Source organism: Clostridium sp. 1001271st1 H5, from assembly GCF_005845215.1.
In the GTDB taxonomy this organism is placed as follows: Bacteria; Bacillota; Clostridia; order Lachnospirales; family Lachnospiraceae; genus Enterocloster.
On sequence record NZ_SPHO01000031.1, the window covers coordinates 18,716 to 44,844 of the forward strand.

General features: G+C 49.0%; 24 protein-coding genes. 6 read left to right on the forward strand and 18 right to left on the reverse strand.

Annotation, left to right across the window (positions count from 1 at the left end):
- Positions 1-5 precede the first annotated feature (5 nt).
- The 10 genes from FGS84_RS28040 to FGS84_RS28085 form a co-directional block, all read right to left on the reverse strand.
- Complete coding sequence (locus tag FGS84_RS28040) at positions 6-2,291, reverse strand: bifunctional (p)ppGpp synthetase/guanosine-3',5'-bis(diphosphate) 3'-pyrophosphohydrolase (RefSeq protein ID WP_138311486.1); 2,286 nt, start codon at positions 2,289-2,291, stop codon at positions 6-8.
- Positions 2,292-2,410: 119 nt separating this feature from the next.
- On the reverse strand, positions 2,411-4,369 hold the full coding sequence (locus FGS84_RS28045) for a GGDEF domain-containing protein (protein WP_138311487.1): 1,959 nt from the start codon (positions 4,367-4,369) through the stop codon (positions 2,411-2,413).
- Between the two features lie 40 nt (positions 4,370-4,409).
- Positions 4,410-5,888 carry an extracellular solute-binding protein gene (locus tag FGS84_RS28050; RefSeq protein WP_138311488.1) on the reverse strand — a complete coding sequence of 493 codons (1,479 nt, stop codon included), beginning with the start codon at positions 5,886-5,888 and terminating at the stop codon, positions 4,410-4,412.
- 189 nt (positions 5,889-6,077) lie between these two features.
- Positions 6,078-6,602, reverse strand: coding sequence for an adenine phosphoribosyltransferase (locus FGS84_RS28055; RefSeq protein ID WP_138311489.1), 525 nt, complete (start codon positions 6,600-6,602; stop codon positions 6,078-6,080).
- The gene (locus FGS84_RS28060; protein WP_138311490.1) at positions 6,599-7,609 is read right to left on the reverse strand and encodes a LacI family DNA-binding transcriptional regulator; all 1,011 of its coding nucleotides are present in this window, start codon (positions 7,607-7,609) and stop codon (positions 6,599-6,601) included. Before FGS84_RS28060 ends, FGS84_RS28055 begins: the two co-directional genes overlap by 4 nt.
- A gap of 91 nt (positions 7,610-7,700) precedes the next feature.
- The gene (locus FGS84_RS28065; protein ID WP_138311491.1) at positions 7,701-9,269 is read right to left on the reverse strand and encodes a glycoside hydrolase family 28 protein; all 1,569 of its coding nucleotides are present in this window, start codon (positions 9,267-9,269) and stop codon (positions 7,701-7,703) included.
- A 138-nt stretch (positions 9,270-9,407) separates the two neighbouring features.
- Positions 9,408-10,259: a carbohydrate ABC transporter permease gene (locus FGS84_RS28070; RefSeq protein ID WP_138311492.1), complete on the reverse strand. Its 852-nt coding sequence runs from the start codon at positions 10,257-10,259 to the stop codon at positions 9,408-9,410.
- A 6-nt stretch (positions 10,260-10,265) separates the two neighbouring features.
- Positions 10,266-11,159 carry a sugar ABC transporter permease gene (locus FGS84_RS28075; RefSeq protein WP_138311493.1) on the reverse strand — a complete coding sequence of 298 codons (894 nt, stop codon included), beginning with the start codon at positions 11,157-11,159 and terminating at the stop codon, positions 10,266-10,268.
- A gap of 19 nt (positions 11,160-11,178) precedes the next feature.
- Positions 11,179-11,475, reverse strand: a complete 297-nt coding sequence (locus FGS84_RS28080; RefSeq protein ID WP_138311494.1) for a hypothetical protein — start codon at positions 11,473-11,475, stop codon at positions 11,179-11,181.
- Positions 11,476-11,628: 153 nt separating this feature from the next.
- Entirely contained in the window at positions 11,629-12,981 is a 1,353-nt protein-coding gene (locus tag FGS84_RS28085; RefSeq protein WP_138311495.1) for an ABC transporter substrate-binding protein, read from the reverse strand.
- 441 nt (positions 12,982-13,422) lie between these two features.
- Between FGS84_RS28085 and FGS84_RS28090 the strand changes: the two genes are divergently transcribed.
- From FGS84_RS28090 to FGS84_RS31105, 5 genes are all read left to right on the forward strand, one after another.
- Entirely contained in the window at positions 13,423-14,553 is a 1,131-nt protein-coding gene (locus tag FGS84_RS28090; protein ID WP_138311496.1) for a glycoside hydrolase family 88 protein, read from the forward strand.
- Positions 14,554-14,651: 98 nt separating this feature from the next.
- Complete coding sequence (locus FGS84_RS28095; RefSeq protein ID WP_138311497.1) at positions 14,652-15,500, forward strand: alpha/beta hydrolase; 849 nt, start codon at positions 14,652-14,654, stop codon at positions 15,498-15,500.
- Position 15,501: 1 nt separating this feature from the next.
- The gene (locus FGS84_RS28100; protein ID WP_002576844.1) at positions 15,502-16,251 is read left to right on the forward strand and encodes a DeoR/GlpR family DNA-binding transcription regulator; all 750 of its coding nucleotides are present in this window, start codon (positions 15,502-15,504) and stop codon (positions 16,249-16,251) included.
- Positions 16,252-16,455: 204 nt separating this feature from the next.
- Positions 16,456-17,109, forward strand: a complete 654-nt coding sequence (gene fsa, locus FGS84_RS28105) for a fructose-6-phosphate aldolase (RefSeq protein ID WP_002569030.1) — start codon at positions 16,456-16,458, stop codon at positions 17,107-17,109.
- Positions 17,099-17,314 (forward strand): hypothetical protein, encoded by a 216-nt coding sequence (locus FGS84_RS31105; RefSeq protein WP_171042730.1) that lies wholly within the window; start codon positions 17,099-17,101, stop codon positions 17,312-17,314. Before fsa ends, FGS84_RS31105 begins: the two co-directional genes overlap by 11 nt.
- Positions 17,315-17,323: 9 nt before the next feature.
- Here FGS84_RS31105 and FGS84_RS28110 read toward each other — a convergent pair whose 3' ends face one another.
- The 5 genes from FGS84_RS28110 to FGS84_RS28130 form a co-directional block, all read right to left on the reverse strand.
- Positions 17,324-17,575: a transposase gene (locus tag FGS84_RS28110; RefSeq protein ID WP_227147533.1), complete on the reverse strand. Its 252-nt coding sequence runs from the start codon at positions 17,573-17,575 to the stop codon at positions 17,324-17,326.
- A 68-nt stretch (positions 17,576-17,643) separates the two neighbouring features.
- Complete coding sequence (locus tag FGS84_RS28115) at positions 17,644-18,627, reverse strand: D-2-hydroxyacid dehydrogenase (protein WP_138311498.1); 984 nt, start codon at positions 18,625-18,627, stop codon at positions 17,644-17,646.
- A gap of 57 nt (positions 18,628-18,684) precedes the next feature.
- Entirely contained in the window at positions 18,685-19,992 is a 1,308-nt protein-coding gene (locus tag FGS84_RS28120; RefSeq protein WP_138311499.1) for an FAD-dependent oxidoreductase, read from the reverse strand.
- 1 nt (position 19,993) lies between these two features.
- Complete coding sequence (locus tag FGS84_RS28125; RefSeq protein WP_138311500.1) at positions 19,994-20,641, reverse strand: MBL fold metallo-hydrolase; 648 nt, start codon at positions 20,639-20,641, stop codon at positions 19,994-19,996.
- 1 nt (position 20,642) lies between these two features.
- Entirely contained in the window at positions 20,643-21,506 is an 864-nt protein-coding gene (locus tag FGS84_RS28130) for an aldo/keto reductase (protein WP_138311501.1), read from the reverse strand.
- A gap of 91 nt (positions 21,507-21,597) precedes the next feature.
- On the opposite strand from FGS84_RS28130, the gene FGS84_RS28135 reads away from it, so the two are divergent.
- Positions 21,598-22,530: a LysR family transcriptional regulator gene (locus tag FGS84_RS28135; RefSeq protein ID WP_138311502.1), complete on the forward strand. Its 933-nt coding sequence runs from the start codon at positions 21,598-21,600 to the stop codon at positions 22,528-22,530.
- Positions 22,531-22,565: 35 nt separating this feature from the next.
- Here the strand turns inward: FGS84_RS28135 and FGS84_RS28140 are convergent, their stop codons facing one another.
- The 3 genes from FGS84_RS28140 to FGS84_RS28150 form a co-directional block, all read right to left on the reverse strand.
- A complete protein-coding gene (locus FGS84_RS28140; RefSeq protein WP_138311503.1) occupies positions 22,566-23,393 on the reverse strand; it encodes a carbohydrate ABC transporter permease in 828 nt (275 codons plus the stop codon).
- Positions 23,394-23,396: 3 nt separating this feature from the next.
- Positions 23,397-24,056, reverse strand: a complete 660-nt coding sequence (locus FGS84_RS28145) for a sugar ABC transporter permease (protein ID WP_207671146.1) — start codon at positions 24,054-24,056, stop codon at positions 23,397-23,399.
- A 300-nt stretch (positions 24,057-24,356) separates the two neighbouring features.
- Positions 24,357-25,703: an ABC transporter substrate-binding protein gene (locus tag FGS84_RS28150; RefSeq protein WP_138311505.1), complete on the reverse strand. Its 1,347-nt coding sequence runs from the start codon at positions 25,701-25,703 to the stop codon at positions 24,357-24,359.
- Positions 25,704-26,129 lie beyond the last annotated feature (426 nt).

Below are 26,129 nucleotides of genomic sequence, written 5' to 3' on the forward strand. Positions count from 1 at the left end.
CTAAGCTAACCTGTCGTCCTCTCTATATCCAGAACGCCCTCTATCTGGCGTATCTTGTCGGTCAGCCGGTTCAGCTCATCGGTCCCATGAATGTCAAACGTCATGATAATGGTGGCCTTGCCCTGCTTGCTGGTCCTTACGTTCATGGAGGTGATGTCAATCTGCTTCTCCGTAAAGACCTTGGATATATCCGCAAACATGCCAATCCGGTTATTGGCAAATATCTTGATTTCCGTGGAATACTGCTCGTTGCTGCTGGCTCCCTCTGCCATCTGCCACTCCGCGTCAATCATCCTGCTCCGTTCATCCTCCGGCAGATTGATGATGTTCACGCAGTCCGTGCGGTGGATGGACACGCCCCTGCCCCTGGTGACAAATCCTACAATTTCATCTCCCGGCACAGGATTGCAGCACTTGGAGAACCGCACCGCCAGGTCATGGATTCCCTTGACCATGATGCCGCTCTTGGATTTGCGGACACTGGCCTCGCCGGACCTTCCCGCTGTGTCGGCAATGCCGCTGAGCACATCCGCATCCGTAATCTCCCTCTTAAGCTTCTTCTCCCGCTCCTCCATCATCTTGTTGATGACCTGGCCCTCTTTCAGGCCCCCGTGTCCAATGGATGCCAGGACGGAATCCCAGTCCTTGTAGGCATACCGGTTCATAACCTTTTCCATGAACTCCGGCTTGCCGATTTCAGACCAGTTAATGCCCTTGGTCTTGCAGTACCGTTCAATCTGGTCCCGTCCCCTGACGATATTATCTTCCTTCATCTGGCTCTTGAACCACTGGTTTATCTTATTCTTGGCCTGGGTGCTCTTCACAATGCCCAGCCAGTCCCGGCTGGGTCCCTTGGAATTCTGGGAAGTGATAATCTCCAGCTGGTCGCCGTTTTGAATCACGTATTCAATGGGCACCAGCTTGCCGTTGACCCTGGCTCCCACCATCTTATTGCCCACAGCACTGTGTATACAATATGCAAAGTCAATGGGAGTAGAACCGCTGGGCAGGGTCTTTACATCCCCTGACGGCGTGAAGCAGTACACACTGTCGGAAAACAAATCCAAATCTCCCTTGACCATACTCAGGAATTCCTTGGAATCGTCGGTGTCCCTCTGCCACTCCAGAATCTGACGCAGCCAGCTGAGCTTTGCCTCAGCGCTTCCCGCAGCCACCTGTCCGCTTCCGCTCTCCTTATACTTCCAGTGGGCGGCAATACCGTATTCCGCTGTCCTGTGCATCTCATAGGTGCGGATCTGTATCTCAAAGGGCTGTCCGTTGCTCCCAATCAGGGTGGTGTGCAGGGACTGGTACATGTTCTGTTTGGGCATGGCTATATAGTCTTTAAAACGGCCCGGTATGGGCTTATACATCTCATGGATAACACCCAGGGCTGCGTAGCAGTCCTTCACGGTCTCCACCATGATGCGCACTGCAAATAAATCATATATCTGGTCCAGAGTCTTGTTCTGGTTCACCATCTTTTTATATATGCTGAAAAAATGCTTTACACGTCCGCCTACCAAGGCTTCAATGCCTGCATCCTCCATGTGGCTCCTGACCTCATCCACGATTTCCTGGACAAAGGCCTCCCTTGTATCCTTGCGGAGGGCCACCTTTTCCACCAGGTCGTAATATACATCCGGCTGAAGGAACTTAAGAGACAGGTCATCCAGCTCAATCTTAATCTTGGAAATACCCAGCCTGTCAGCGATGGGAGCATAAATCTCCATGGTCTCCCTGGCCTTTTCCTTTTGCTTCTCCGGCTTCCAGTACTGGCCGGTTCTCATGTTGTGGAGACGGTCCGCCAGCTTGATGATGATGACACGGATGTCCTTTGCCATGGCCAGAAACATCTTGCGCAGGTTGTCTGCCTGTATCTCCACCTTGTCCTTGTCCCAGTTTAACTGCGTCAGCTTGGTGACACCGTCCACCAGGAAGGAAACCTCGGAGCCAAACTCCTTGGTCAGCTGCTCCAGGGTCATGATGGTGTCCTCCACCACATCATGAAGAAGCCCTGCCGCAATGGTTTCCTTATCCATCTCCAAATCAGCCAGTATAATAGCCACACAGAGCGGATGGATGATATAGGGCTCCCCGGATTTGCGCTTCTGCTCTTTATGGGCCTCATCTGCAATCCTGTACGCCTTTTCAATCATGGTGATATCATCGGAAGGATGATATTTGCGGATTGTATTAATCAAGTCCTGATACAGCACTTCAGGGCTGGTAAAGTCGGCCGGCGCTTCCAATTCGATATCCAGTTTTTCTTTTGTTCCCTCATTTGCCATATGTTCGGTCACCTTTTCCTATGGATAGTCAAGATACATTATAATTTTTTTTAGGTAAAAAAGCAAGGGGCGCTTAGAAAAAAGCGGGGCCGGGCCGGAACGCTGTCACTGGACACGCGCTATACCGGCCCTGCCTCGTCTGACTTGTCATAAATGGCAATCCCGTTTTTCTCTGTGCGCTTCACCCTGTACATGGCCCTGTCCGCCCGGTTAATCAGGTCCTCCATGCTTTCGGATTCCCTCTGGGCAAAGGCCAGGCCAATGGACGCATTGATTCTGCGGCTGGTGCCGTCCGGCAGCTGGATGGAGCTGCGTCCCTCATATCCGTCCCTGACCTTGCTCTCTATGGTCCTTCTGTCACTGTAGCCATAGAAGAACAGTACAAACTCATCACCCGACAGGCGCACCGCAATGCACTGCTCCCCGGATGCAATTTCAGTCAGCAGGTCTGCCATGGCCCTGAGATAATGGTCCCCCATCTCATGGCCGTAATTGTCGTTCACATATTTCAGATTATCCAAATCACAGAAAACCAGTGCATTGACCCGGCTCCTGTTGCTGTCCAGTATCTTCTGCCCCTCCTTCTTTAGGTAGGATGCATTGTACAGGCCGGTCAGCTGGTCGTGCTGGGATATATTTCTGAGCCGCAGTATCTCCATATATGCGTCCGTCTTGTCAATAACAATGCCGAACACCCCGTGTTCCTCATGCCTCTGGCGTATGGTCACGGCTCTGGTATTGCCCGCCCTGTCAATATAGGAATATCCGTCCTCCAGCTCCGCCACCCGGTCCAGCCTGCGTATGATGTCCTCCCACATGGCGTAGTCCACGCAGCTGTCGGCTCCCATACGTTCCTCCGGAATATCCAGCAGCTGCAGGATGGATGAACTCAGTTTAACCCGCTCCCCGCCCTTCTGATATTCAAAGCTCCCCACCTTTTCCCCTGCTGATTCCAGGGTAAAGGAGTATCTGGAATAGCTCTGCTCCACCTTTGCAGCCATATCGTTGAGGGCCTGATGGATACGGTCTATCTCTTCAATTCCAATATCCTTAAAGTGTACCTCATCCGGATTCTGGCAGGTGATGTCCTCCTGCAGCTTCTGAATTGGTTTCAGCACCATCCAGATGGCAATATAAGAGAAAATAATGGCAATCACAATGGACAGCAGGTATACTCCCGCCACCATGACAATAGTGGACCTGGACAGCTCCGCCAGCTCCGAGTGGTAGCATACCGCCGCCACATACACGGTACCCCCGTTCATGTGACCATAAACCTGGAGGACACTGCGCACACCGTCATAGGAAGCATCGTTATAAGTTAATGATATCCGGTTTCCTTCCTCCCTGTATTCATAGTCCGTACCTATGGACGCCTTATCCCGGCCATAGAGTATCTGCCCGTCCGTCATGAGAAGGACTTCCATTCCCTTGTAGGGAGGGTTATCCAGACTCAGATATGAGTCCAGCATTTCCCCGCTGATTTGGAATCCCATTATCCGGCGGCTGCCGTAGACCTCCTGGCTTATGACATAATACAGACGGTTATCCCCGAAAAACCATTTTCCCCCTTTGGTCCGTTCTGCCCAATACCGCTCCGCCTTTGCCCAGTCCTCAGATGTGAGCTTGGGACTCCAGTCCTTAGAGAGGGCAATGGGATATTCACTCTTGGAACTTCCCACCACACAGTAGATGTCGCCATAGGCAGATGAGAATATCTGCGGCTCCCCGTCCCGGTATATGACGGCCTCCCTGCCGTCCAGATTCAGGTAAAAGACGCCGTCCACCGACGATGCATGGTTTAAGTTATCAATCAGTCTGTCATGTATCTTTCTGTCATCCTTTATCTTTGCCAGCTCTTTCTCCATGGTATTGGCGATGAGAAGGGAGTTATTCATATATCCTGATATAAGTGAGTTTTTTTCCGCTACCTGGGATTCCATTACCTTATAAGGGCGGTTGGCTGTTCCCGAAAAGGTTCCGGTCACCATCAGTCCGAAACCAAATATAACGCTCTGCAGCAGGATAGCCATCAAAATGGCGTTCCTTACCCTGTTGCTCAGCAAACGTTTTTTCATAGGATATCCTCCATTCCCCAAACAGAGGCACTGTCAGGCACTATTCTTCGAATATAGCCTTTACCTGTTCGTAAAATGCATCTGCCTTTCTGCCGTAATCCATGGAAGCTGCAGCTTCGTCCATGGACATCCCCTGCCCCAGATACTCCTCAAACTCCATACGCCCCCGGCTCAGCGCCTCGCTGAAACAGGCGTCCACTTCAGTCCTGACATCATAGGAATTCTCAAAGTCAAAGCCATACACCATCTGGTAGGAACTGCTCTGCTTAAGTCCGGTTTCAATCCCTTTAAGCACCCTGGCATCATCAATCTGCCGCCCCTGCTCCTCTGTCATTGCGCCATTGTCCACAGGCATATAGGACATGGATGTGGCAAGCTCAAAACCCCTGTCAATGGTCAGCCAGTGTATGAAATCCAGGGCCGCCTTGTTTTCCTCATGGCTGCGGTTAAACACAGCCACGCCCGCCCCCTGCTGGATTGCAGTGGGGGTTGTCCCCTCCATCACCGGATATTGGTAGACACCGGTTGTAACCGGTACCATATTCCCCTCCGAATCAGCCACTTCCTCCGGGAAATAGAGGACGCTGCTGGAGGAACCGATGCAGCCGGCCAGATAGGACTGCTTTACGTCATCGCTGCGGTAGCGGCCCTTTGCCCCATAATATCCCTTGGTAAAAGGCTGGTAATAATTCAGGAACAGCCTTTCAATGATATCCCTGTCCAAATCCGGCACCACAACGCCGTTCTCGTCGTAATGGTAGATATCCGAGCCCATGGCATGATTCATGGCAACGAAATAATTGGCCAGGTTGTCCACTCCGATGAAGGGACTTCCGTCCCCGTCTGTTTCAGGAGTCATATCGTCTGTCCACCTGAAATATCCCTCAGCCATCCTCTCCAGACCTTCCCATGACTCCATGTTCTCCTCCCGGTACCGGGGATTGGCATCCAGAAATGCATCCAGCCTGGTCTGGTTCATGAGAAGAAGCTCTGTGGACTTTGCAACCGGCAGTATATAGAGCTTTCCGTCTATATAGCCCTCGTTCAGATACGCCTGGTTATACTGGGCAAGGTCGCTCTCCGGCACCACGCTTCCCAGCTCCACCAGCCTGTCGGGATGAAGCTTTACCGTGTTGACCACCATGTCCCTGTAGGCCAGCACGATATTTGCCATCTCCACATCGTTGGTGGTTCCGTTGAGCACCAAATCTATCTTATTGGTCAAATCTGCAATAGAACCCTGGCTGTATGCCTCCACAGCCACGCCCCGTTCCCTGCCAAGGGTATCGTTATACTCCTTTATGAGCTGGTCCAGATGCTGCTTCTGCGCATCGTTATAGTAGTGCCAGAATTCGATGGACATGACAGTCTCACTGTCATTTTCCTCTGTCTGGGCAGAAGATGCCTCTGCCTGGGCCCGGGTGGGTTCCGCCTTCCTGCTTTCCCCGGAACAGCCGCCCGCCAGAACTGCGGCTCCAATGCAAAGGGCTGTTATTGACGCTATCCGTAATCTTCTCATGCCCGTAATCCTCTGCCTTTCTAAAATTTGTCGGTACGTTTAGATAATTATTAATATTGTACTACGGGGAAGGGGTTTGTTCAAGGAAATATCAGATGAATTTTGATATAGGGCAGATGGACAGGAATAACAAAAAGGCCCGCTTTTCCTATGGCAGGCCCATTCTGTAACCAAATCTATCTCATTTTTCTACTTACCTTCATAAATAATCGCCGAATCCACGTCATATCCCTTCAGATGCTCCCGGCCATTCAGCCCTGCCAGCTCCATGACAAAGCAAATCTTCACCACCTGGCCGCCCAGCTGTTCAATCAGCTTGACAATTGCCTCCGTGGTTCCGCCTGTGGCAATCAGGTCATCCACAATAACCACCTTCTGGCCGGGACGGATGGAATCCCTGTGCATTTCAATGGTAGCCTGTCCGTATTCCAAATCATATTCCATGGCAATGGTCTCGCAGGGAAGCTTTCCCTTTTTGCGGACAGGCACAAATCCCTTGTGCTGCGCATAGGCCACCGGCACTCCAAAGATAAAGCCTCTTGACTCAGGCCCTACCACCAGGTCGTAATCCAGGTCCTTGACCATGTCAATCAGACTGTCCACTGCCAGGTGCAGACCGTCTGCATCCTGCAGGATGCTGGTCACATCCCGGAATATAATTCCAGGCTCCGGAAAATCCGGTATGCTTCTTACATACTCTTCCAACTTTTTCATGATGATTCCCTCTCTTCCACATTCAGATTCTTAACCGTGTCCCTGATAACCAGCTTATTGTTCAGGTAAATTCTCCGGTTGTCGATGATTCCCTCATCCAGGCGCCGAAGCAGCACCCTGGCCCCCTCCTTGGCAATCTCACTCATGTTCCGTTCCACCGTGGTCAGATGCATGTCCGAATAGCCGGACATGTCCCAGTTGTCAAAACCAACCAGGGATACGTCGTCCGGCACCTTAAGGCCGGCCTCCACAATGGCTGTCCTGGCCCCGAAGGCCATCTCATCGTTAAAGCACAAAAGGGCTGTGGGACGGAAGGTGAGGAGCTGTTTTGCCGCCGTATAACCACTGGCATACCGGTAATTGCCGCTGATAACAGGAAGCGCATCCGGGTCCAGTCCGTGGCTGGCCATGGAGGTCCTCCACCCCCTGCGGCGGAGCCGGCTGGAATCCAGTCCCGGATTTCCTTCTATGATACCGATGTTCCTGTGTCCGTTCTCCAGCAGATAATCCATGGCCCGCTCCATGGCAAGGGCCTCATCCGTGGTCACATTGGGCGCATCCACATCCACGGCCCGGCAGATAACTGCCATGGGAATCTTTTTGTCCAGGACCTCGTTCATGAACTCCATGTCCTCGCTCCGCTGGGACAATACAATGATTCCGTCGAAATAGCTGGGATTCAGTGTTCCGGGTTCATGCATATCAATACCTTTAACCACTACATTATACTTGCTTCCCGTAACGCTGTAAACCCCTGTCAGCACGTCATGGAGCACAAAGGGCGACGTCATCTTGCTGATGGTAGAAAAATACAGCCCGATTACATAGGACCTGGATTTCTTCAGGTTAATGGCGGCCTGGTTTGGCACATACCCCATCTCATGAGCCAGGCGCAGTATGTTCTTCCTGGTCTCCGTGTTCTCCACCCCTATGCCGTTTAAGGCCCTGGATACCGTGGAATAGGAAACCCCCGCCATTTTTGCGATATCCTTTATCGTCACTGCCATAATATCCCCCTCTTTGTAATCCCCCGTAAGCATTTTTGTATTCGTTCCGTTCAGGCGTACGAATACAATCTAACTCGTTTTCCGGCTCCTGTCAAATGCTTCCGGAGACACGGCCGATATTTTCCGTGATAAGGGCAGGACCATCCTGCCCCTCCACCTTTACATCCTCAAGAACCAGCTCATCAATCTGGTTGGCGTAGATTCCCATGCGGCATATATGGGTATCGCATCCATCCATCATGGCCGGCTGTCCTTCCCTGGCAGAAGAAGCATAGGTGACGCGGACATGTTCCATCTCCACCCGCCCAATCCGCTGTTCCGGAAGTCCATACATGTAGGCCGCCGCCACATGGCAGTTCCCGGCCTCTATATCCTTAAAGCACAGGCTCTTAATCAGGGGCGTCCTGTCATCCACGGGCAGTGCTTTTTTTGTGCGCACATATTCGCTGTGTCCGTCCGGGTCGCAGTAATAAAAACAGTTGATGACAAAAGGGGTCATCACATGGTCCATACGGATGTGTTCAAAGACAATTCCGTCCACCACGGCATCCTTTCCCCTGCCTCTGCGCGTCTTGATGCGCAGCCCCCTGTCCGTGTGCAGGAACATGCAGTCCTTTACAGTCAGGTTCTTTATGCCTCCTGCCATCTCGCTTCCAATGGTAACGGAGCCGTGGCCGTCCCTCATGCAGCATCTGCGTATGGAAATGTCCTTAGACGGGCGTTTATAGGTGGAGCCCATATAGATTTTTCCCGACTTTACGGCAATGCAGTCATCTCCCAGAGAAAAATAGACTCCGGCAATCTCCACATCCTCACAGGATTCCGGGTCCAGTCCGTCTGTGTTGGGTGAATCCTTGGGGTTCAATATCTTAAGGTCAAGGAATCTCAGGTGGTCTGAAAAATAGGGATGGATGTTCCAGCTGGGGCTGTTCCTCACCGTAATTCCCTGAATGACCATCTGGCGGCACCGTTCCAGAAAAATCATTCTGGGTCGGCAGGCCGTGCGCATTGCCTTGGGTTCATGCCACCAGTTTCCCTTCTCCGGCCCTGCGTTCCCGTCTATGATTCCCTGTCCGTAAATAACAGCATTTTTCACATTAACGCCGGTAATGATGCCGGTAAACATGGGCAGGGGATTGCCCTCCCATGTACCCAGGTTGTATTCACCCTGCTCATCATAGCTCTGAATCATTCCCTTAAACACAGGAAAGCGGGACCGGTCCGTATACGCGGACAGCACGGCTCCCTCAGCCAGTTCTATGTTCACATCATCCTTTAAGAACAGGGACACAATCCGGTAGGTTCCTGCGGGAATCAGAACCCGGCTCTCTTTGGGGCAGGCCATGATGGCGGCCTGGATAAACAGCGTATCATCCTGGACCCCATCCCCCTTTGCACCGAAATCCCGCACATCCAGGGTTACGAATTCACGGTCCGTGGTAAAAGAGGACTCTGACACAAGTCCGTCTTTACTTCTGGCCTCCACCCGGTAGCTGGTGTCCGGTTTCAGATTATATATACTGTTGACAGCCTTCCCTGTCTCCCGGATAAATTCCCCGTTCAGATAGAGACAGTACATCCGGCCGGCCTCATATGTGCCTCCGTCTTCAATTTCCAGTACAGCGCACCGCGCATTTTTGTATATCACCTTCAGCTCCATGGCATTTTACCTCTTCTCTCACATGTTCGTTATAATTCCCTGTAAATTTCCATACACGGCCGTTCTGCCAAACCAGGAATGGGGGCCCTCCAGGAGAGCCCCCAACCACATCCAGGCCAGTCCCGGCCTTTTTATATTTTAACCCTTAACGCCGCCTGCCGCAATACCATCAATGAAAGAATCCTGAGCACAGAAGAACACAATCAGCGACGGCACAATGGAAATCAGCGACATGGCCAGGATACGGTTCCACTGGAATCCCACATCTCCGTCCATGGACATGCGCAGGTATACGGAATTGGTATATTTCTGCATGTCTGCAATGTAAATCAATGGTCCCTGGAAGTCATTGTTGGTCCACATAAACTGGAACAGGGCGCAGGAAACCAGCGACGGCTTTAACATAGGAACAATTACATACCACAGTGTCTTTAATGTATTGCAGCCGTCTATCTTGGCAGCCTCCTCCAGCTCCTTTGGAACTCCCCTGAGGAACTGAATCAGCATGAATACAAAGTAGGTATCGGCCGCAAACAGGGACGGTACTATCAGCGGAAGGTAGGTGTTGACCCATTTCCACCGGTTGAACATGATGTACTGGGGCGCATTGAGAACCACCTGCGGAAGGAACAGGGTGGACATCAGCAGCGCAAAGAAAATCTTCTTTCCCTTAAAATCAAACCGTCCGAACCCATAGGCAGCTATGGTGGCGGACACCACCGTGAAGATAACCTTGGGAATCACGATTTTATATGTGTTAATCAGGGAGGTAATAAGGGATATCTTGCCGCCGTAGCTCTTAAAGGCATTGTTGTATCCGTCAAACACAGGATTCTTAGGCAGGAACCATGCGCTTGTGAATATCTCGGAATTGGTCTTAAAGGTAGCGCCAACCATCCATATGAGAGGGTATACCATGATAAATCCCACCAGAATCAGCAGGGTGTAGCGGATTGCCGTGCTTACTTTTTGTTTTGTCTCTCTTGTCATCCGTTTCTACCTCCCTTCCTCGTCCGAATAATAAACCCACTTTTTCTGGCTGATAAATGCCACTGCAGTCAGGGTCATGACAATCAGGAACAGAATCCAGGCCTGTGCGCTGGCCATGCCCATCTTATGGCGCAGGAATGCGTTGTTGTAAATCAGCATGGAAATCAATGTGGTTGCACCGTTGGGTCCGCCCTTTGTAACCAGGAACGGAGCGTTGAACTCCTGGAACGCCTGGCAGAGCTGTGTAATCAGGTTATAGAAAATAACCGGTGTAATAAGGGGCACTGTAATCTTAAAAAACTGGGTCCATTTGCCTGCGCCGTCAATGGAGGCAGCCTCATACAAATCTTCGGACACGCCCTTAAGGGCTGCCAGGAAAATGACCATGGCGGAGCCAAACTGCCAAACGCGTAAAAGTACAATCACGAACAGCGCGCTGTTGGAACCGGCCATCCAGTTAATCTTCGGGCCTCCGAAGAATGTGATTACCGTGTTAATCAGACCATCCGTATTAAATACAGCCCTCCAGAGAATCGCTATGGCAATGGAGCCGCCCAGGATGGATGGGATGTAATATGCTGTCCTGAAAAAGTTCACGCCCTTCAGCTTGAAGTTAAGAATATACGCGATAAAGAGGGCGAAGGCCAGCTTTAGGGGCACGTCGAAGATAGCATATTTAAACGTCACCACAAAGGCCCTGATGATGTCCTCATCCGTAAATATCTTCTCATAGTTCAGAAGTCCGGTCTTTGTTATTCCGTTGAACAAATCATAGTTGGTAAAGCTGTAGTACAGCGAAGATGCAAATGGATATACCTTGAACAGAAGAAATCCAACCAGCCACGGCAGAATGTAAAGCAGGCCGATATTCAGCGCCCAGAATCCTTTCTTTTTTTTCATACGGTTACCTCCAAACCTATTAATTTAAATAGCTCTCATACTTCTCCCTGAGCAGCGTACCTGTGCTGCACCCCTTCTGGATAATGTATGCCAGCTGCTCATGCGGGCCCGGATTTTCTCCTGCCAGCATGGCCTTTAACCTTATGCGGAACATGTCCTGGAGCGCCCTGTAATGCTCGTATATTTCCGGGGACATCTGCTCTATTGTATCTATCAGCAGAACCATCTGGTCCATGCCGGGCGTTTTCAAAGTCTTAAAATATGTAACAATGCTGTCGTAATTTTCCCTGTGTTTTACTGCTTTCCTGACATCCATCTTATTCCTGACACCGCCTTTTCCTGATAATCCGCCGCGCCTTTTCTGCCGCCCCTCTGTCTGAGGCAGGCCAGGGTGCGGGCCGCCCGGTTCCTGTCCGGCGGCCCTGCCTTTTATTCCGTAACCATTACCTGTCCTGAAGTCTCATTAATATCAGAAGTTATAGCAGTCGTCAATACCCTTCATTAAATCTTCTGCTGCCTCGGCGGAACTGATGTCGCCGGCGCTCAGCTTTCCAAATACTTTATAATATACGCTGTCCGGGTTGGCCTTCAGGTCGTTGTGCTCAAACATTGGGTCCAGAGGGAATTTGGAGTAAGCCAGAACCTTTGCGTTGGCTTCCATAACCAGCTTGTCGCCGATTCCCTTTTCCTCCAGAATCTTTACACCCTCTGCTGAGCATGGAATGCCCCGCTCCGTGCCGCAGATTTCAATTGCCTCGTCATCATTTAATAAGTAGTCAATGAGCATGGCTGCTTCCTTTGGATGGGCAGAATTTGCAGATACTGCCAATGCCATGGAAATCTTGGTAAAGCCTCCATTGTAATCGCCAAAGGTAAGGAAATCTCCAATAACCAGCTCCTGGCCCGGCTTTGTGGTACTCTCGGCAATTGCCTTCTGCACCTTGGAAACTGCGGAATCCCACTCAAACACACCTGCGTACTTGCCGTCGATAACCTTTGCGTTCTTGTCTAAGGAATCAGCCATATCTCCCTGCAGGGTAGCGATGGTAGGAATCACGTGTGCCTCCTCCAGCTTTGTCATAAAGTCCATGCCTGTCTGAATCTCCTCAGCCGTATACTGAAGCTCCCCGTTTTCAACCCACGGCTTGCCGTATACGCTCTCCAGATAGTATACCAGGAAGATGGCCCTGTCATATTCCATCATGGCCAGAGGGTAGTAATCCTCATTGTAAGCCTTGAACCTGGCCCCTGCCTCCAGAAGGGATGCCTCATCTGTAGGAATCTCACACCCGACCTCCTCAAAGGTCGTCTTATTCCAGTAGAACAGGCGTCCTGTCAGGGCCACCGGCACTGCCATCAGCTTGCCGTCCGCCTTGCACTGGTCCAGGCTGTCCTGGGAAAACTGGGTCAGGTCCAGGACATCGCTGTAATCCTCCAGGTTTGCAAAGTTGGTTCCGTTCCCGCTGTAGGATGTAATCCAGTTCCAGTTAATCTGCATAACATCGGCTGCATTGCCTCCCTGGATGGCCAGGGACTGCTTCTCTTCCCATCCGGTCCAGGCGCCGTACTCGCATTCCACCTTAATGTTAGGATACTTTGCCATGAATGCATCCACTGCCTTCTCGGTCGCCTCATGTCTGGAATCACCGCCCCACCAGCAGAACTTAATAGTCACGTCCTCAGACCCGCCCTCTGCTTCCTTGCCTTCTGCCTGTGCCGCCGTGGTGGTTTTGCTTCCGCTTCCTGCGCAGGCTGTCAGTGATAACGCCATTACAGATGCCAGGGCCAGTGATACTGCTTTTTTCAGGTTTTTCTTCATCATTTCTCTCCCTCTCTTTTCTTTGTCTTTGCTTGCGTTGTTGCAAAGGTTTGCATCTATATTATAAAAATTATGCATATCTGCTATTTGTAAGCTGTTACAATTCGTTAATTTTAAGCAAACATGCATCGTTTTTCTTTGTGATTTTATAGTATCACTATTTATACCATATGTCAATTGTCTGTTTCGTATAGTTTTACATTATTTTTTCGTGCAAATCATCCAATTCTTTTCCAACTCTTTTTATGATAAGATAGACTCATGATTAAAAAAATGGATTTTAAAGTTTTCAAGGACATATTGCACTGTAATTCACCCTTGCTCCAAGGGAATTATTATCTCAAATTACTATTGTTTTGTCTGCAAACGTTTACACTTCCATTTTCCAAAGACGCCTCTAATCAGGCTCATGTATGCACATCTGTATAAAGGAGAGTTAACATTATGAAAATACTGGACCGTTACATCGACCAGCTGATTGAACAGAGCACCCCTGAGTCCCCTGTGTGGAACATCGAAAAAATCCGGGAGGGTTCAGACTCCACCTGGAACTATATTGACGGCTGCATGATTAAAGCCATCCTGGAGCTCTACCTTATGACAAGGAACAAACGGTATCTGGACTTTGCAGACACCTTCATTGATTACTTTGTAAGGGAGGACGGTTCCATTAAATCCTATGACCCCAAGGAATACAACCTGGATAATGTAAATGCAGGAAAAACCCTCTTTGACCTTTACAAGCTGACAGGAAAGGAAAAGTACAGAAGGGCTATGGATACTGTATACAGCCAGTTAAAGGAACAGCCCCGCACCTCCACCGGAAACTTCTGGCACAAGAAAATCTATCCCAACCAGATATGGCTGGACGGGCTCTACATGGCCCAGCCCTTCTATATGCAGTATGAGGTGGAGTATGATAACTGTAAAAACTGCGATGATTCCTACCAGCAGTTTCTGCAGGTATATAAACGGATGAGGGACCCGCTGAACGGGCTGTACTACCACGCCTACGACGATTCACGCCAGATGTTCTGGTGCGATAAGGTAACCGGTTTGTCGGAGAACTTCTGGCTCCGGGCCATGGGCTGGTATGCCATGGCGCTCATTGACACCATGGAGGTCATGCCGGACTCCATGTCCGCACAGAAGGAACGGCTGAACGTCATTTACAGGGAGCTGATTGACGCCATGCTTCCTTACCAGGACCAGGCCACCGGCATGTGGTACCAGGTTGTGAACCGCGGGGGCATCGCCCCTAATTACCTGGAGGAATCCGGCTCCGCCATATTTGCCTACGCCATCATGAAAAGCGTGCGTCTCCGGTACCTTCCCGGAGAATACTTTAAATACGGCCAAAAAGCATTTGAAGGCATCTGCAGCACATATCTTTCCGAAAAAGACGGCAGACTCCAGCTGGGCGGCATCTGCCTGGTTGCCGGGCTGGGCAACACGGACATGCGGGAGGGCACCTTTGAATATTATATGAGGGAGCCAGTTGTGGAAAATGAGGCCAAAGGAATCGCACCCCTTATCCTGGCCTACATTGAGACCATGTTCCGCTGTCAGCCATAAACAGACCGTAAAAGTGATTGAACCCAAGGGCTGTTTTCAGTATAATAATACTGGAAACAGTCTTTTTCGCATTTTTCTGTTTCCGGAAAGGCAAATATATGAATATAAAACATTTTGATATTATAGTCACGGAGCAGGAATGCGGCCACGAAAGGGCCTCCCATGAGCCGGCGGACCTGACTGCCTATCTGCTGGACAGCCTGCCCCACAAACCGGAACTTCTCCGTCCGGCCATCATCATATGCGCCGGAGGCGGGTACGGCTTCGTGTCCCCCAGGGAAGACCAGCCAATTGCCATGGAATTCCTGGCAGCGGGATGTCAGGTGTTTTCCCTGCACTACAGCGTTGCTCCGGACACGTTTCCCGTGGCCCTCATGGAGCTGGCCAAATCCGTGGCCTTTGTAAAAAGCCATGCCGGGGAATGGAATATTGACACGGAGCAGGTTATGGTGTGCGGTTTTTCTGCAGGAGGCCATCTGGCCGGCTGCCTGGGTATGATGTGGAACCGCGAATTCCTCTGCAGGCCCCTGAATATTGCTCCGGAGGATATACAGCCAAAAGGAATGATTCTGTGCTATCCGGTTGTCACGTCCGGAGAATTCGGGCACCAGCGCTCCTTTGAACAGCTTCTGGGCAGCAGGGCCGGCGACCCTGAACTCAGAAGCCTGGTTTCCCTGGAGCTTCAGGCAGGCCCCCAGACGCCCAGGACCTTCCTGTGGCACACCTGGACCGACCAGTCCGTGCCCGTGGAAAACTCCCTTTTGCTGGCCCGGGCCCTGCGAAAAGCCGGCGTCAGTCTGGAGATGCACCTTTACCCCCATGGACGCCACGGGCTGTCCCTGGCCACGGATGAGGTTTCCGACTTCACAGGCGACTGCCTTGTGCCCCATTGTCAGGGCTGGATGGAACTGGTAAAAGAATGGATAAAAGAAAAGGACAGGGAATGATATGTTAAAAGAAGAACGGCAGGCATTAATCTTAAACAAGCTCCACTCCTCCGGCAAGGTCGTGGTTAGCAGGCTGGCGGTGGAACTGAATGTATCTGAGGATACCATCCGCCGCGACCTGCTTGACCTGGACCAGAAAGGCCAGGTCAAACGGGTATTCGGCGGCGCCATTCCCATGGAGCGCCCGGTCATCAACTTCTTTGACCGCGAGACAACAGACGTGGAATTAAAGCAGCGCCTGGCGCTGAAGGCCCTGGACTTTCTGGAAAAAGACCAGCTGGTGGCCATTGACGGCAGCAGTACCAACCTGCAGTTTGCCAAGAACATCCCCAACGGCCTGAAGCTGACCGTGCTGACCAACAGCTATTCCATTGCCCATGCCTGTTCCATGAAGGACCAGGTGGACGTGATTGTCCTGGGAGGAAGGCTGTTAAAGGAATCCATGACCAATGTGGGGGAAACAGCAGCCAGCCAGGCAGCGCTTTACCACCCGGACCTGTGCTTTATGGGCGTATACGCAATCCATCCCGAATACGGCATGACCATCCCATATCCGGATGAGGTCAGCATAAAGAGACAGCTGATTCAGTCCTCCCGGAGGGTCATTGCCCTGGTAAACCCCATCAAGCTGAACACCGTGTCCAGGTACCATGTGTGCGGCATCGAAGCCTTTACCACCCTGATTACAGATAACGACGTGTCCGGGGAAATGGCTGTGGATTACAGGAATAAGGGGCTGGATTTCCTATAGGACTGCGATTTTTTGCGTTACTTTTGCGGTATTTTCTTCTCACTCCAGCACCTTTCTGTGTGCTTTTTAATAAAAATCGCATATTAACGCACTTTTTTGCAATATTTTGCTTGACATAGCATGTATATGCGCTATAATACACTTAGAGATAAAAAGGAAACGGGCAGGAGAGCCTGTCCCACACATTTTAGGAGGGTATTTACTATGAAATTTTTTGTGGACACAGCTAATGTTGAGGATATTAAGAAAGCCAATGATATGGGCGTCATCTGCGGCGTTACCACCAATCCATCCCTGATTGCAAAAGAGGGCAGGAACTTCGCCGAAGTCATCAAGGAAATCACCGATATTGTGGACGGACCTATCAGCGGTGAGGTTAAGGCCACCACAGTAGATGCAGAGGGCATGATTAAGGAAGGCCGTGAGATTGCAGCCATCCATCCCAACATGGTAGTTAAGATTCCCATGACAGTAGAAGGCTTAAAGGCTGTAAAGGTACTTCACGCAGAGGGTATCAAGACCAATGTTACCCTGGTGTTCACATCTGCACAGGCCCTTTTAGCTGCACGGGCAGGCGCATCCTATGTATCCCCGTTCCTTGGCCGTCTGGACGACATCTCCATGCCCGGCATTGACCTGATTTACGACATCACCGAGATTTTCCAGATGCACAACATTGAAACCGAAATTATTGCCGCCAGCGTGCGCAACCCGATTCACGTTATTGACTGCGCCAAGGCCGGTGCCGACATTGCAACCGTTCCTTACAAGGTTCTGGAGCAGATGACAAAGCATCCTCTGACCGACCAGGGCATTGCCAAATTCCAGGCTGATTATAAGGCTGTGTTTGGGGAATAAAAGGAATTGGGACAGTGCGAGGTTTGCAGATGGCGTGGGTGCATCCGTCCGTGAGCCAAACAGGGGCGGAGGAGCCGGAATAACTAAGATACATTCCACTCACCCGCTGCGTACTATGGCATCTGCATCGTTCATATTCCAAATCAAAAAAGAAAAACGGTATGCCAGGATTGACGGCATACCGATAGAGATAAAGGGGCTGTAAAATAAGTCCCTAATTAGGAACCGCCAGAACCGGAAAATGCCAGTTCTGGCGGTTCTTGGTTTTCTTATCACCACAAGGTTCGCATTCATAGAGTTCTTCCGTTCTCCCATATTGGTTCTTATAAACAGGCCGCTTGCATTTGAAGCAGAACCTCTTTCCGTTCGGGCAGAGCAGGCTTCCAGCGTCATCGGCAACTGGATATCCGGGAAAATGTCCATATATTTCACGGAACTTCTCCATCAGTGGTACAAAGCATTCCATGTCTGATACCCCTGGCAGGGCTGCACTGAAGTTTGACGCGCTCCCTGCCGGTCATTCTGCTTATTTCTTTATTGCTGCGGATGGTTCACTACACGAATCGGCTTCCCCTCTAAAAAAGCTCTTACATTCTCTGCGCACATCTCCATTATTCTCTGTCTGCTCTCCTTTGAAGCCCAGGAAATATGAGGTGTTATCAAGCAGTTCGGCGCTTTAAGAAGCGGATTATCCGCTCTGACAGGCTCTGTTGAAACAACATCCACCGCCGCAGCTGCTACCTTCCCCCTGGTCAGCGCCTCAGCCAGATCTTTTTCCACAATCAGCCCGCCTCTAGAATTATTGATAATGATGACCCCGTCCTTCATATTGTCAATATTTTCATTACAAATAATCCCTTCCGTCTCTGAAAACAGAGGACAATGCAGCGAGATAACGTCCGAACGTTTTAACAGCTCCTTAAGGGTCACATAAGCCGCACTTTCCATTCCTGTCATACTTGGTTCACGGTCATAGGCAATCACTTTCATCCCCAACGCTTTCGCAATTTTTCCTGTAGTCTGGCCAATTCTTCCAAATCCAATAATTCCCATGGTTTTTCCGGCAAGCTCAATCAACGGGTAATCCCAGAAGCACCAATCCCTACAGTCAGTCCATTTTCCTTCAGCCACTTTCTGGCTGTGATATCCTATGTGATGACAGAGCTCCAGCAGCAAAGCAATCGCAAACTGTCCCACCGCCATCGTCCCGTATGCAGGAATATTTGACACTGGAATGTTCCTCTGCTTCGCATATTTCACATCTACCACGTTATATCCTGTTGCCAGAATACCAATAAAGCGAAGCTGGGGACATGAGTCAATCACATTCTTTGTCAAAGGAGTTTTGTTTGTCAAAACAATCTGTGCTCTCCCGATTCGGCTTATAATCTCGGCCTCGTCCGTCACATTCGTGCGGTCATAAACAGTGAGCTCACCACATTTTTCAAGTTCCTCCCAGGATAGGTCGCCCGGATTTTCTGTATAACCGTCCAGCACTACAATTTTTGTCATATTCATGCTTCCTTTCTTCCATAACCACTCAGCAAATGCAGGCAAGTCCTTCTCCGCTATTAATTACCGAATCTTCACTCCATCGCTGACCAGCTGAGCCTGCAGCTTTGAAACATCCATATTGCGCAGAGATACACCTTCTTTTATGGATAAAGCGCAGGCTGTTCCTGCTGCCTGTCCGGTTGTCGCGCAGCAGACCATCATTCTCACGGTCTGGATGGCATCATCCTCACATGAAGCGCACCGTCCGGCTACTGCAAGATTTTCCAGTTTTTTCGGCAGAATCATTCTGTAGGGAAGCTGGAAATGTGCATCATCCTTTGACACAACCTCTCCGTCAATAAACGTTGTGAAAACGCCGATTGTATCATCAAACTCTGCGTGGCCTAAAACATCTGCCCGGCAGACGCTGTACTCCCCCCTGATTCTGCGCGTCTCCCGAATACCAATCTGTCCCGCCATGGAACGCAGTGTACAATTCTCAAATCCCATCTCCTTCGCGTAATCCCTCAGCACATCTACTGCCCACATGACCTGCTGACGCCCCATAATCTCCGCATGGGTCAAATCCCACACATTGGTGCCGTCAATTCCATTTTCCAATGTCAGATTCAGACTTGTAAATTCACCGTTAGGCGTAAGCTCCTTCCAGGCTCCTCCATCGCGGTCTACAGGCCATCGGCCATCCTGTTTTGCCCGTCTGAAAGGAAGCTTCAAACCGTGTGTATCCGGATTGGTTGTTTCAGGATTGCTCTCAATATAATTGCGGAACATTTTTGTATCCACACCCGAAACTCCAAAGACCATTGTTACAGGAAGCACCTGTCCATTATTGTCTTTTCCCTGTTCAAAGTCAGCTCCTGCCCTCGCCGCAACATCACCGTCTCCGGTGGCATCTACAATCCGGTCGGCAAGAATTGCACCACGTCCAGACTTGCTCTCCACAATAACTCCCTTTAGGACATTTCCCTCCATAACAACATCTGTTACAAACGCATGCAGCAAGGGACGGATTCCTTCCTCCGCGATCCAGCAGTCCAGCATATATTTATATTTTTCCGGATTAATAAAATTTCCTGTGCCGCGGTCATCATGCTGGGTACCGCCGCAGGCAACCATACGGTCATCAATCTCCTTTGATATTCCCTCAGCAGTATATGTATTCTCATTAAAATACCATGTATAAGATTCCACTTGGCCGACGGAAAGCGCTCCGCCAAAGCACCCGTATCTCTCAACCAGCATGGTCTGTGCCCCGCAACGTGCAGCTGCAACAGCTGCCGCTATTCCTGCCGGACCGCTTCCTACAACAAGCACCTGTGTTTCTGCAATTACCGGTACTTCTCTACTTGCACATACAACTGTTTTCATTCTACTTAATCTCCTTTTTTATAAATTTTACCGCAAATGTCAAAAAATAATTGTCATGTCCTGGTATGACAGCATCTGCGTGCTCCGATATCCAATGTATTGTTTTTGCCGAAGCTTCCTGGTTTTCACTTTTAAAATACCCTTTCTGATGGGCGTAATGCTCCTGGGTCATCACTGCATCTCCTGCGATTAGCATATGACCTAAATCAGTATCAAACAAAAGCCCTGCAGACCCTACAGTATGTCCCGGCAGACCGACCACCTCAATTTGAGGACTGATTCGCTTTTCCACGCCCTGGAGCCTCATTCCGTCTAATCCCACATCATTAATTAAGGCTCGGAGTCGATCCTGTTCTTTTATTCCGCAGCACCATCTGGCATGAGGAAACATTCCAAGCCCCTCAAAATGGTCTGTATGTCCGTGCGTAACAAAAACCGTATCCACCTGTTCCGCTTTCAAACCTGTATGGCTATCCAAAAGGCGAATCATTTCTTCCCCTTCACGAGGCGGATCCACCAGAATCACATGCCCGCTGTCCCACAAAACCGTACTGCTGCAAATTCCCGGACGAAGCGGTTTTTCCTCCGCTTCGCCCCAATAGCGGTTTCGGCTTACCTGACCGATATTTAACATTTTCCAGCTAACCATGTCAGTTTACCTTTCTTCTGTGCAGGTCATCCAAGCTGATCCTATTCTTCTCATCCATGCAGACAGCCACGCTCTTTTCAACCTGCTCCACACTTCTCATTCCCAGCAATGCCGTATTTACGAAGGGATTAGACAGTACAAACTGAATCAATGCAGGCGCATAATCAAAGGTATTCTGCGGGTTTACCATCTGGATCCACTTTTGAAAAATTCCAGATGTAAGTGTACGCATGGTAACTATACCCATGTTTTTTCGTTTACAGTATTCCATGCTCCCGCACTTAAAAAACGGATCGTAGGGGTGTTCAAACATCAGATTATACTGAACCTGCACCACATCGAACATACCTGTATCTATCATTCTGTAAAATTCAGGGTTCTGACATTCACCGGTAATACCCAGGTGGCAAGTCAGCCCCTGTTCCTTCGCTCGAACCATCTGACTTACCATTCCTCCGTCTTTCAGGAGCTCATCTGTCAGCTCCGGTGTGTAATAGTCGCCATGCACCTGCAGCAAATCCACAGAATCCATGCGCAGCCTTTTTAAGCTTTCTTCCAAAGATTTAAACACATTCGGTTCTTCCGCATACCTAACCTTAGTTGCCAAAAACAACCTATCTCTTTGTATTCCATCCAAAGCTTCACCGATAATCCGTTCACTCATGCCGTCCCCATATCCGGGTGCTGTATCAAAATAATTAATCCCCAGCTCAAAGGCCCGTTTTACCGCCCTTAAACCGCAGTCATAGTCATCTGAGTTCTGCGGATCATACTCCTCTACGTAATTTTTTACGCCAGCCGGTACACCGCCAAAGCCAATCCGGCTGACCCTTTTCCCGGTATTTCCTAAAATTGTATATAGCATAGACCAAATCTCCTTACATTGACAATGTCTGTGAACCAAATTATAATATATTCATATTTTTTCAAATTTACTTTAACCTGATGGAGGCATCATGAATTTCCTTCAATTAAAATATTTCCTCACAATTTGTGACTATCAGAGTATCAGCAAAGCCGCTCTCAAGCTGTATATATCCCAATCAGCCCTCAGCCAGCAACTCATCCATATGGAGCATGAGCTGGATGTACAGCTTTTCAACCGCCATGGCAGTACCCTGACCCTGACAGAAGCAGGACGCCATTTCTACGAAAGCTCCCACAAGATACTTTTTGAATTTCAAAACACGCAAAATATTATGGAGTCTCTGAAAGAAAATGGAAGCAAAACAGGAAAAGGACATATTACCATTGCTGTAACCAAAACAAAATCCTTTATGATCCTCGTCTATCTGCTCCCCAGCTTCCAAAAAAGATATCCTGACATTGAAATTGAAATTGTTGAAGTCGACTCCGGTGAGGTCGAAAAGCTCATCAATAACGGCTCCGTGGATCTGGGCTTCTGTTTTGGCAACTCCACCACCTCTATCATCTACGAGGAAATTTACAAGGAGCCCATTCTGCTTGCAATTCCGCCTCAGACCGAGCTGAAGTGTACGCCCGCAGAAAACAGTTTCTCTTTTCCCTCTATCCATTTTGACAGCTTTTTCCAGGAGCCCTTTATTATAGGTACAACCGGATATCTACGGGATTTCACCCTGGAAATCTTCAAAAGCCACGAGAAACCTCTTAACCTTGCACTGGAAACCGCAGTTCCGGCTTTCGCTCATCTGCTTACTGCGGCAAATGTTGGATGCACCTTCATCGGAAAGCTATCAACATTTATCGAACCCATGCACATTGACAAGCCCCATTACTGCCTTCTTGACCCTCCATTTTATCAAAAAGTATGTATTGGCTACCACAAGCAGCGGTATGTCACAAAACCCATGCGCTACTTCATCAGCTATGCTAAGGATGCCATGAGCCTTCCTCCTTTCAATTTTTAGAAAACAATGATTAAATAATGCTGCGTAAAATAAACTTAACCCTTTACACCGCCTTCAACCATGCCGGAAACAATTCTTTTTTGCAGCCCCAGAACCACTAAGATCAGAGGTAGGGAAGAGATAACCGCCGCCGCAGATATGACATGCCACGGAGTATACGTTTCCGTTTCAAACATTGTGAGCGCAATCGTCACTGTTCTTGCTGCTTTGGACTGGTTCAGTACAGAGGCAAATATAAAGTTATTCCACACTGCCAAAAATGTGGTAATGCTGACCGTAAAAACACCTGGCATCACAAGAGGCATTATAATTTTTGTAAAAATCTCAAGTACCGAAGCGCCGTCAATCATGGCGCTTTCTTCTATTTCCATGGGTATGCTTTGAAAATAGCCTGTCAGCAGCCATACCGCGGAAGGAAGTTCCACTGCCGACAGAACCAACGCAAGCCCGGTCTTTGTGTTCAGCATTTTAAGATTGCTCATCATCTGATAAATCGGATTGAGCAGTGTAACCGGAGGCAGCAGTGAAACCGTCAAAATCAGTATAAGAATCAGCTTTTTTCCTCTAATTTGGATTCGAGCCAGAGAATAACTGGCCATTGAGGATGCGATTACCACCAGCAGCGTAGCTATTACGACAACAGATACACTGTTTACCAAATACTCCCCAAAAGGCTGCGCCCTAAAAACATCCCTGTAATTGTCCAGAGAAATCTTATCTGGGAAAAAAACAGAGGGCACTGCAAACAATTCTCTCATGGATTTAAATGATCCTAAAGCAAGCCAGAAAAAAGGAAATGCAATCGCAATAATGAAAACCACCGTAAATATACCAGTGCCGATACTTCCTATTTTTTGTTTCACGACCTACACCTCCAATTTCGATCTCATGCCATCATAAAACAGGAATGCAATTCCAAGGGATACTACAAATGTTATTACAGCTAGCGTTGAGCCATATCCGTAATTACCAAAGGAAAAATACTGCTGCATCGTATACATCGTCAGACTTGTAGTCGCTGTTCCCGGACCTCCATTTGTCAGCACCTTAATCAGATCATATATGCGAAAGCTGGAGATTGTCCTGAACATGATAGCCACTAAAAGCACCTGGCGAATACTGGGTATGGTAATATAGAAAAACTGCTTTATCTTTCCAGCGCCGTCAATGGATGCTGCCTCATAATATTCCAGAGGAACCATTTTTAATCCCGACAGCATCAAAAGCCCCATATACGGCGTCGTCTTCCATACATCCGCAATAATAACGGACCAAAATGGGGTTCCCCTTCCGGTAATCCACGATGCCGGCGGAAGTCCGAGCATTTCTAGGATTTGATTGATGATTCCGTATGACTCGGCAAACATATAGGACCACATAAGTCCAGAAACGATTGTGGGAATACACCAGGGTACAAGGATTGATCCGCACACAATGGACTTCCCGCGAAATTCCCGATTCATGATTAGTGCGCACACCATTCCAATAATCGTTTCAAGCACCACGGAAATCAGTGTGAAAAACACAGTAAAACGCAGTGACTGCCACATATTCCCATCAGACAGTACTTTTTTATAATTTGCAAGCCCAACCCATTTACCGCCGGTTGCAATGTTCTGAACACGCAGAGAATAAAAGCTTGTCTTCAACGTATTCAGAACAGGATATGCAACAAAGACAAGAAATAAAATCAGAGACGGTATCAAGAAGAGATATCCCATTATAATTCTTTTCCTTTTTTTCATTATCTATCTTCACTCCCTTTTCTTTCTTCATCCCCGGCGGTTATGAGTTGTACCCGCATACCGCATTTAGGTCAGAATCCTTTAACGGCTGTAAATCTCCGCTTCTGTCTCCTGAAGTTCATCAAACACTGCATCAAGTTCTCCTTCGCCAGTCAGAACCTTGGTTACAGCCTGTTGAAGCCCGGCTGAAACCTCTTCATAGTAAGCGGAGCCCGGACGGTTGCGGCAGGACTTTGCGTAATTGATTAGTTCCGCCATGTCCGGTACTTCCTTAATCATTTCAGGATTTTCATATACAGAAGCACGTGCAGGCATTTTTCCACCCATCAAAGCGCCTTTCAGCATGGCATCCTCACTTGTCCAGTAACGAACAAGCAGCTTTGCCTCCTCTTTATGACTGGAAAATGCTGAAATACCAATGTTCCAGCCTCCGTTACAGTTATACTGCATCATATCAGGTGTACCTGCCGGAAGTTCTGCTACCTTCACTTTACCAGCTACAGAAGACTGCTCCGGGTCGTTCGCTGCTGCCAGTGCTGCCGACCAGTCTCTTATATATAAAACCTGTCCTGCAAAGAACGCAGCCTTTACATCCTTAGACATCATTCCCAAAATTCCGTCTATCGCAACATTTTCATCTAAGATTTTCTTCATTGATGCTACTCCGGCTTTTACCTCTTCTGTATTAAATGTAGGCTGTCCAGCCTCATCCAGAACGCTTCCGCCATAATTCCAGATATGCTCCAATGCGCAGCAGGTTAATGCTTCTGCATTCTGCCATGCGGCTGCGTATCCGTATACTCCTGGTTCCCCGGCCATTACAATCTTGCTCTGTTCAATTAACTCATCCCAGGTCTTTGCCGGTTCAAATCCGTACTTTTCCAAAAGGTCTGCCCGATAAAGCATAGCTCCCGTATTTAAAAAGGTGGGCATACACACCAGAGAGCCATTAACACGGCAGCCATCCAAAGCTCCCTGTGTAAAATCTTTTAACTCTTCTTCGGTATAAATGTCATCCAACGGCTCCAGCCATCCGGCTGATGCAAACATTTCCGGCCAGGTACAGTCAATCAAAAAAGCATCCATGCTGTCATCCTTTGCCTGTAAAACCGTACTTAGAGTGCGGACACGATCAGAAGAGCCGGCCGGCATTTCCACAACCTCAACTGTAATCCACGGATACAGCTCCTCAAAAGCTTCCACCTTTGCCTCATTCGCTCCATTTGTAGCGGAATCAGAATAAAGTGTAATGGTAACAGGTTTATGCTCCTCCTGTGCCTGCGTTGCCGCTTCATCCTTCTCTTCTGCTGCTGTCTGGGCTGCCGCCTCTGTTTTTGCCTCAATCGGCGCCTGCGCTGAAGAACATCCGGCAAGTGCTGTCATACATACCATACTGACGGCTGTGACCACTGATAACGTTTTTTTCATTATAACTGACCTCCTATTAAGCAGTTTATTACCCCAGAATAATTCAGGACGAAGAGCATCTCATCCTGTCATTCCTAGCGGTTATGGCATTATTATATTCCGATGAACACCTTAATGCAAATTCGATATCTCGATATTACTATTAGCAAAATCTAATAGTAGCTTCTGTCTGTCCACGAAAAAAAAAGAAAGAGAATCTCTTGAAATTCAAGAACATTCTCTTTCTTAAACTTAACCGCATTAGAGGCTTCGCGTATGATTGCGGATAAAAGCATCTCCGCAGGCACGCTCTGTTTAATGGCACCAGAACTGCTGTCCTCACTGCAACAAAAGGTGTACGGGTTACGACCATGCAGCATCTCGAATCAAGATTAGGAGAGGATTGGACCGGAGAGGTATCCTTGTCAAAATCGAAGCATCCACAAA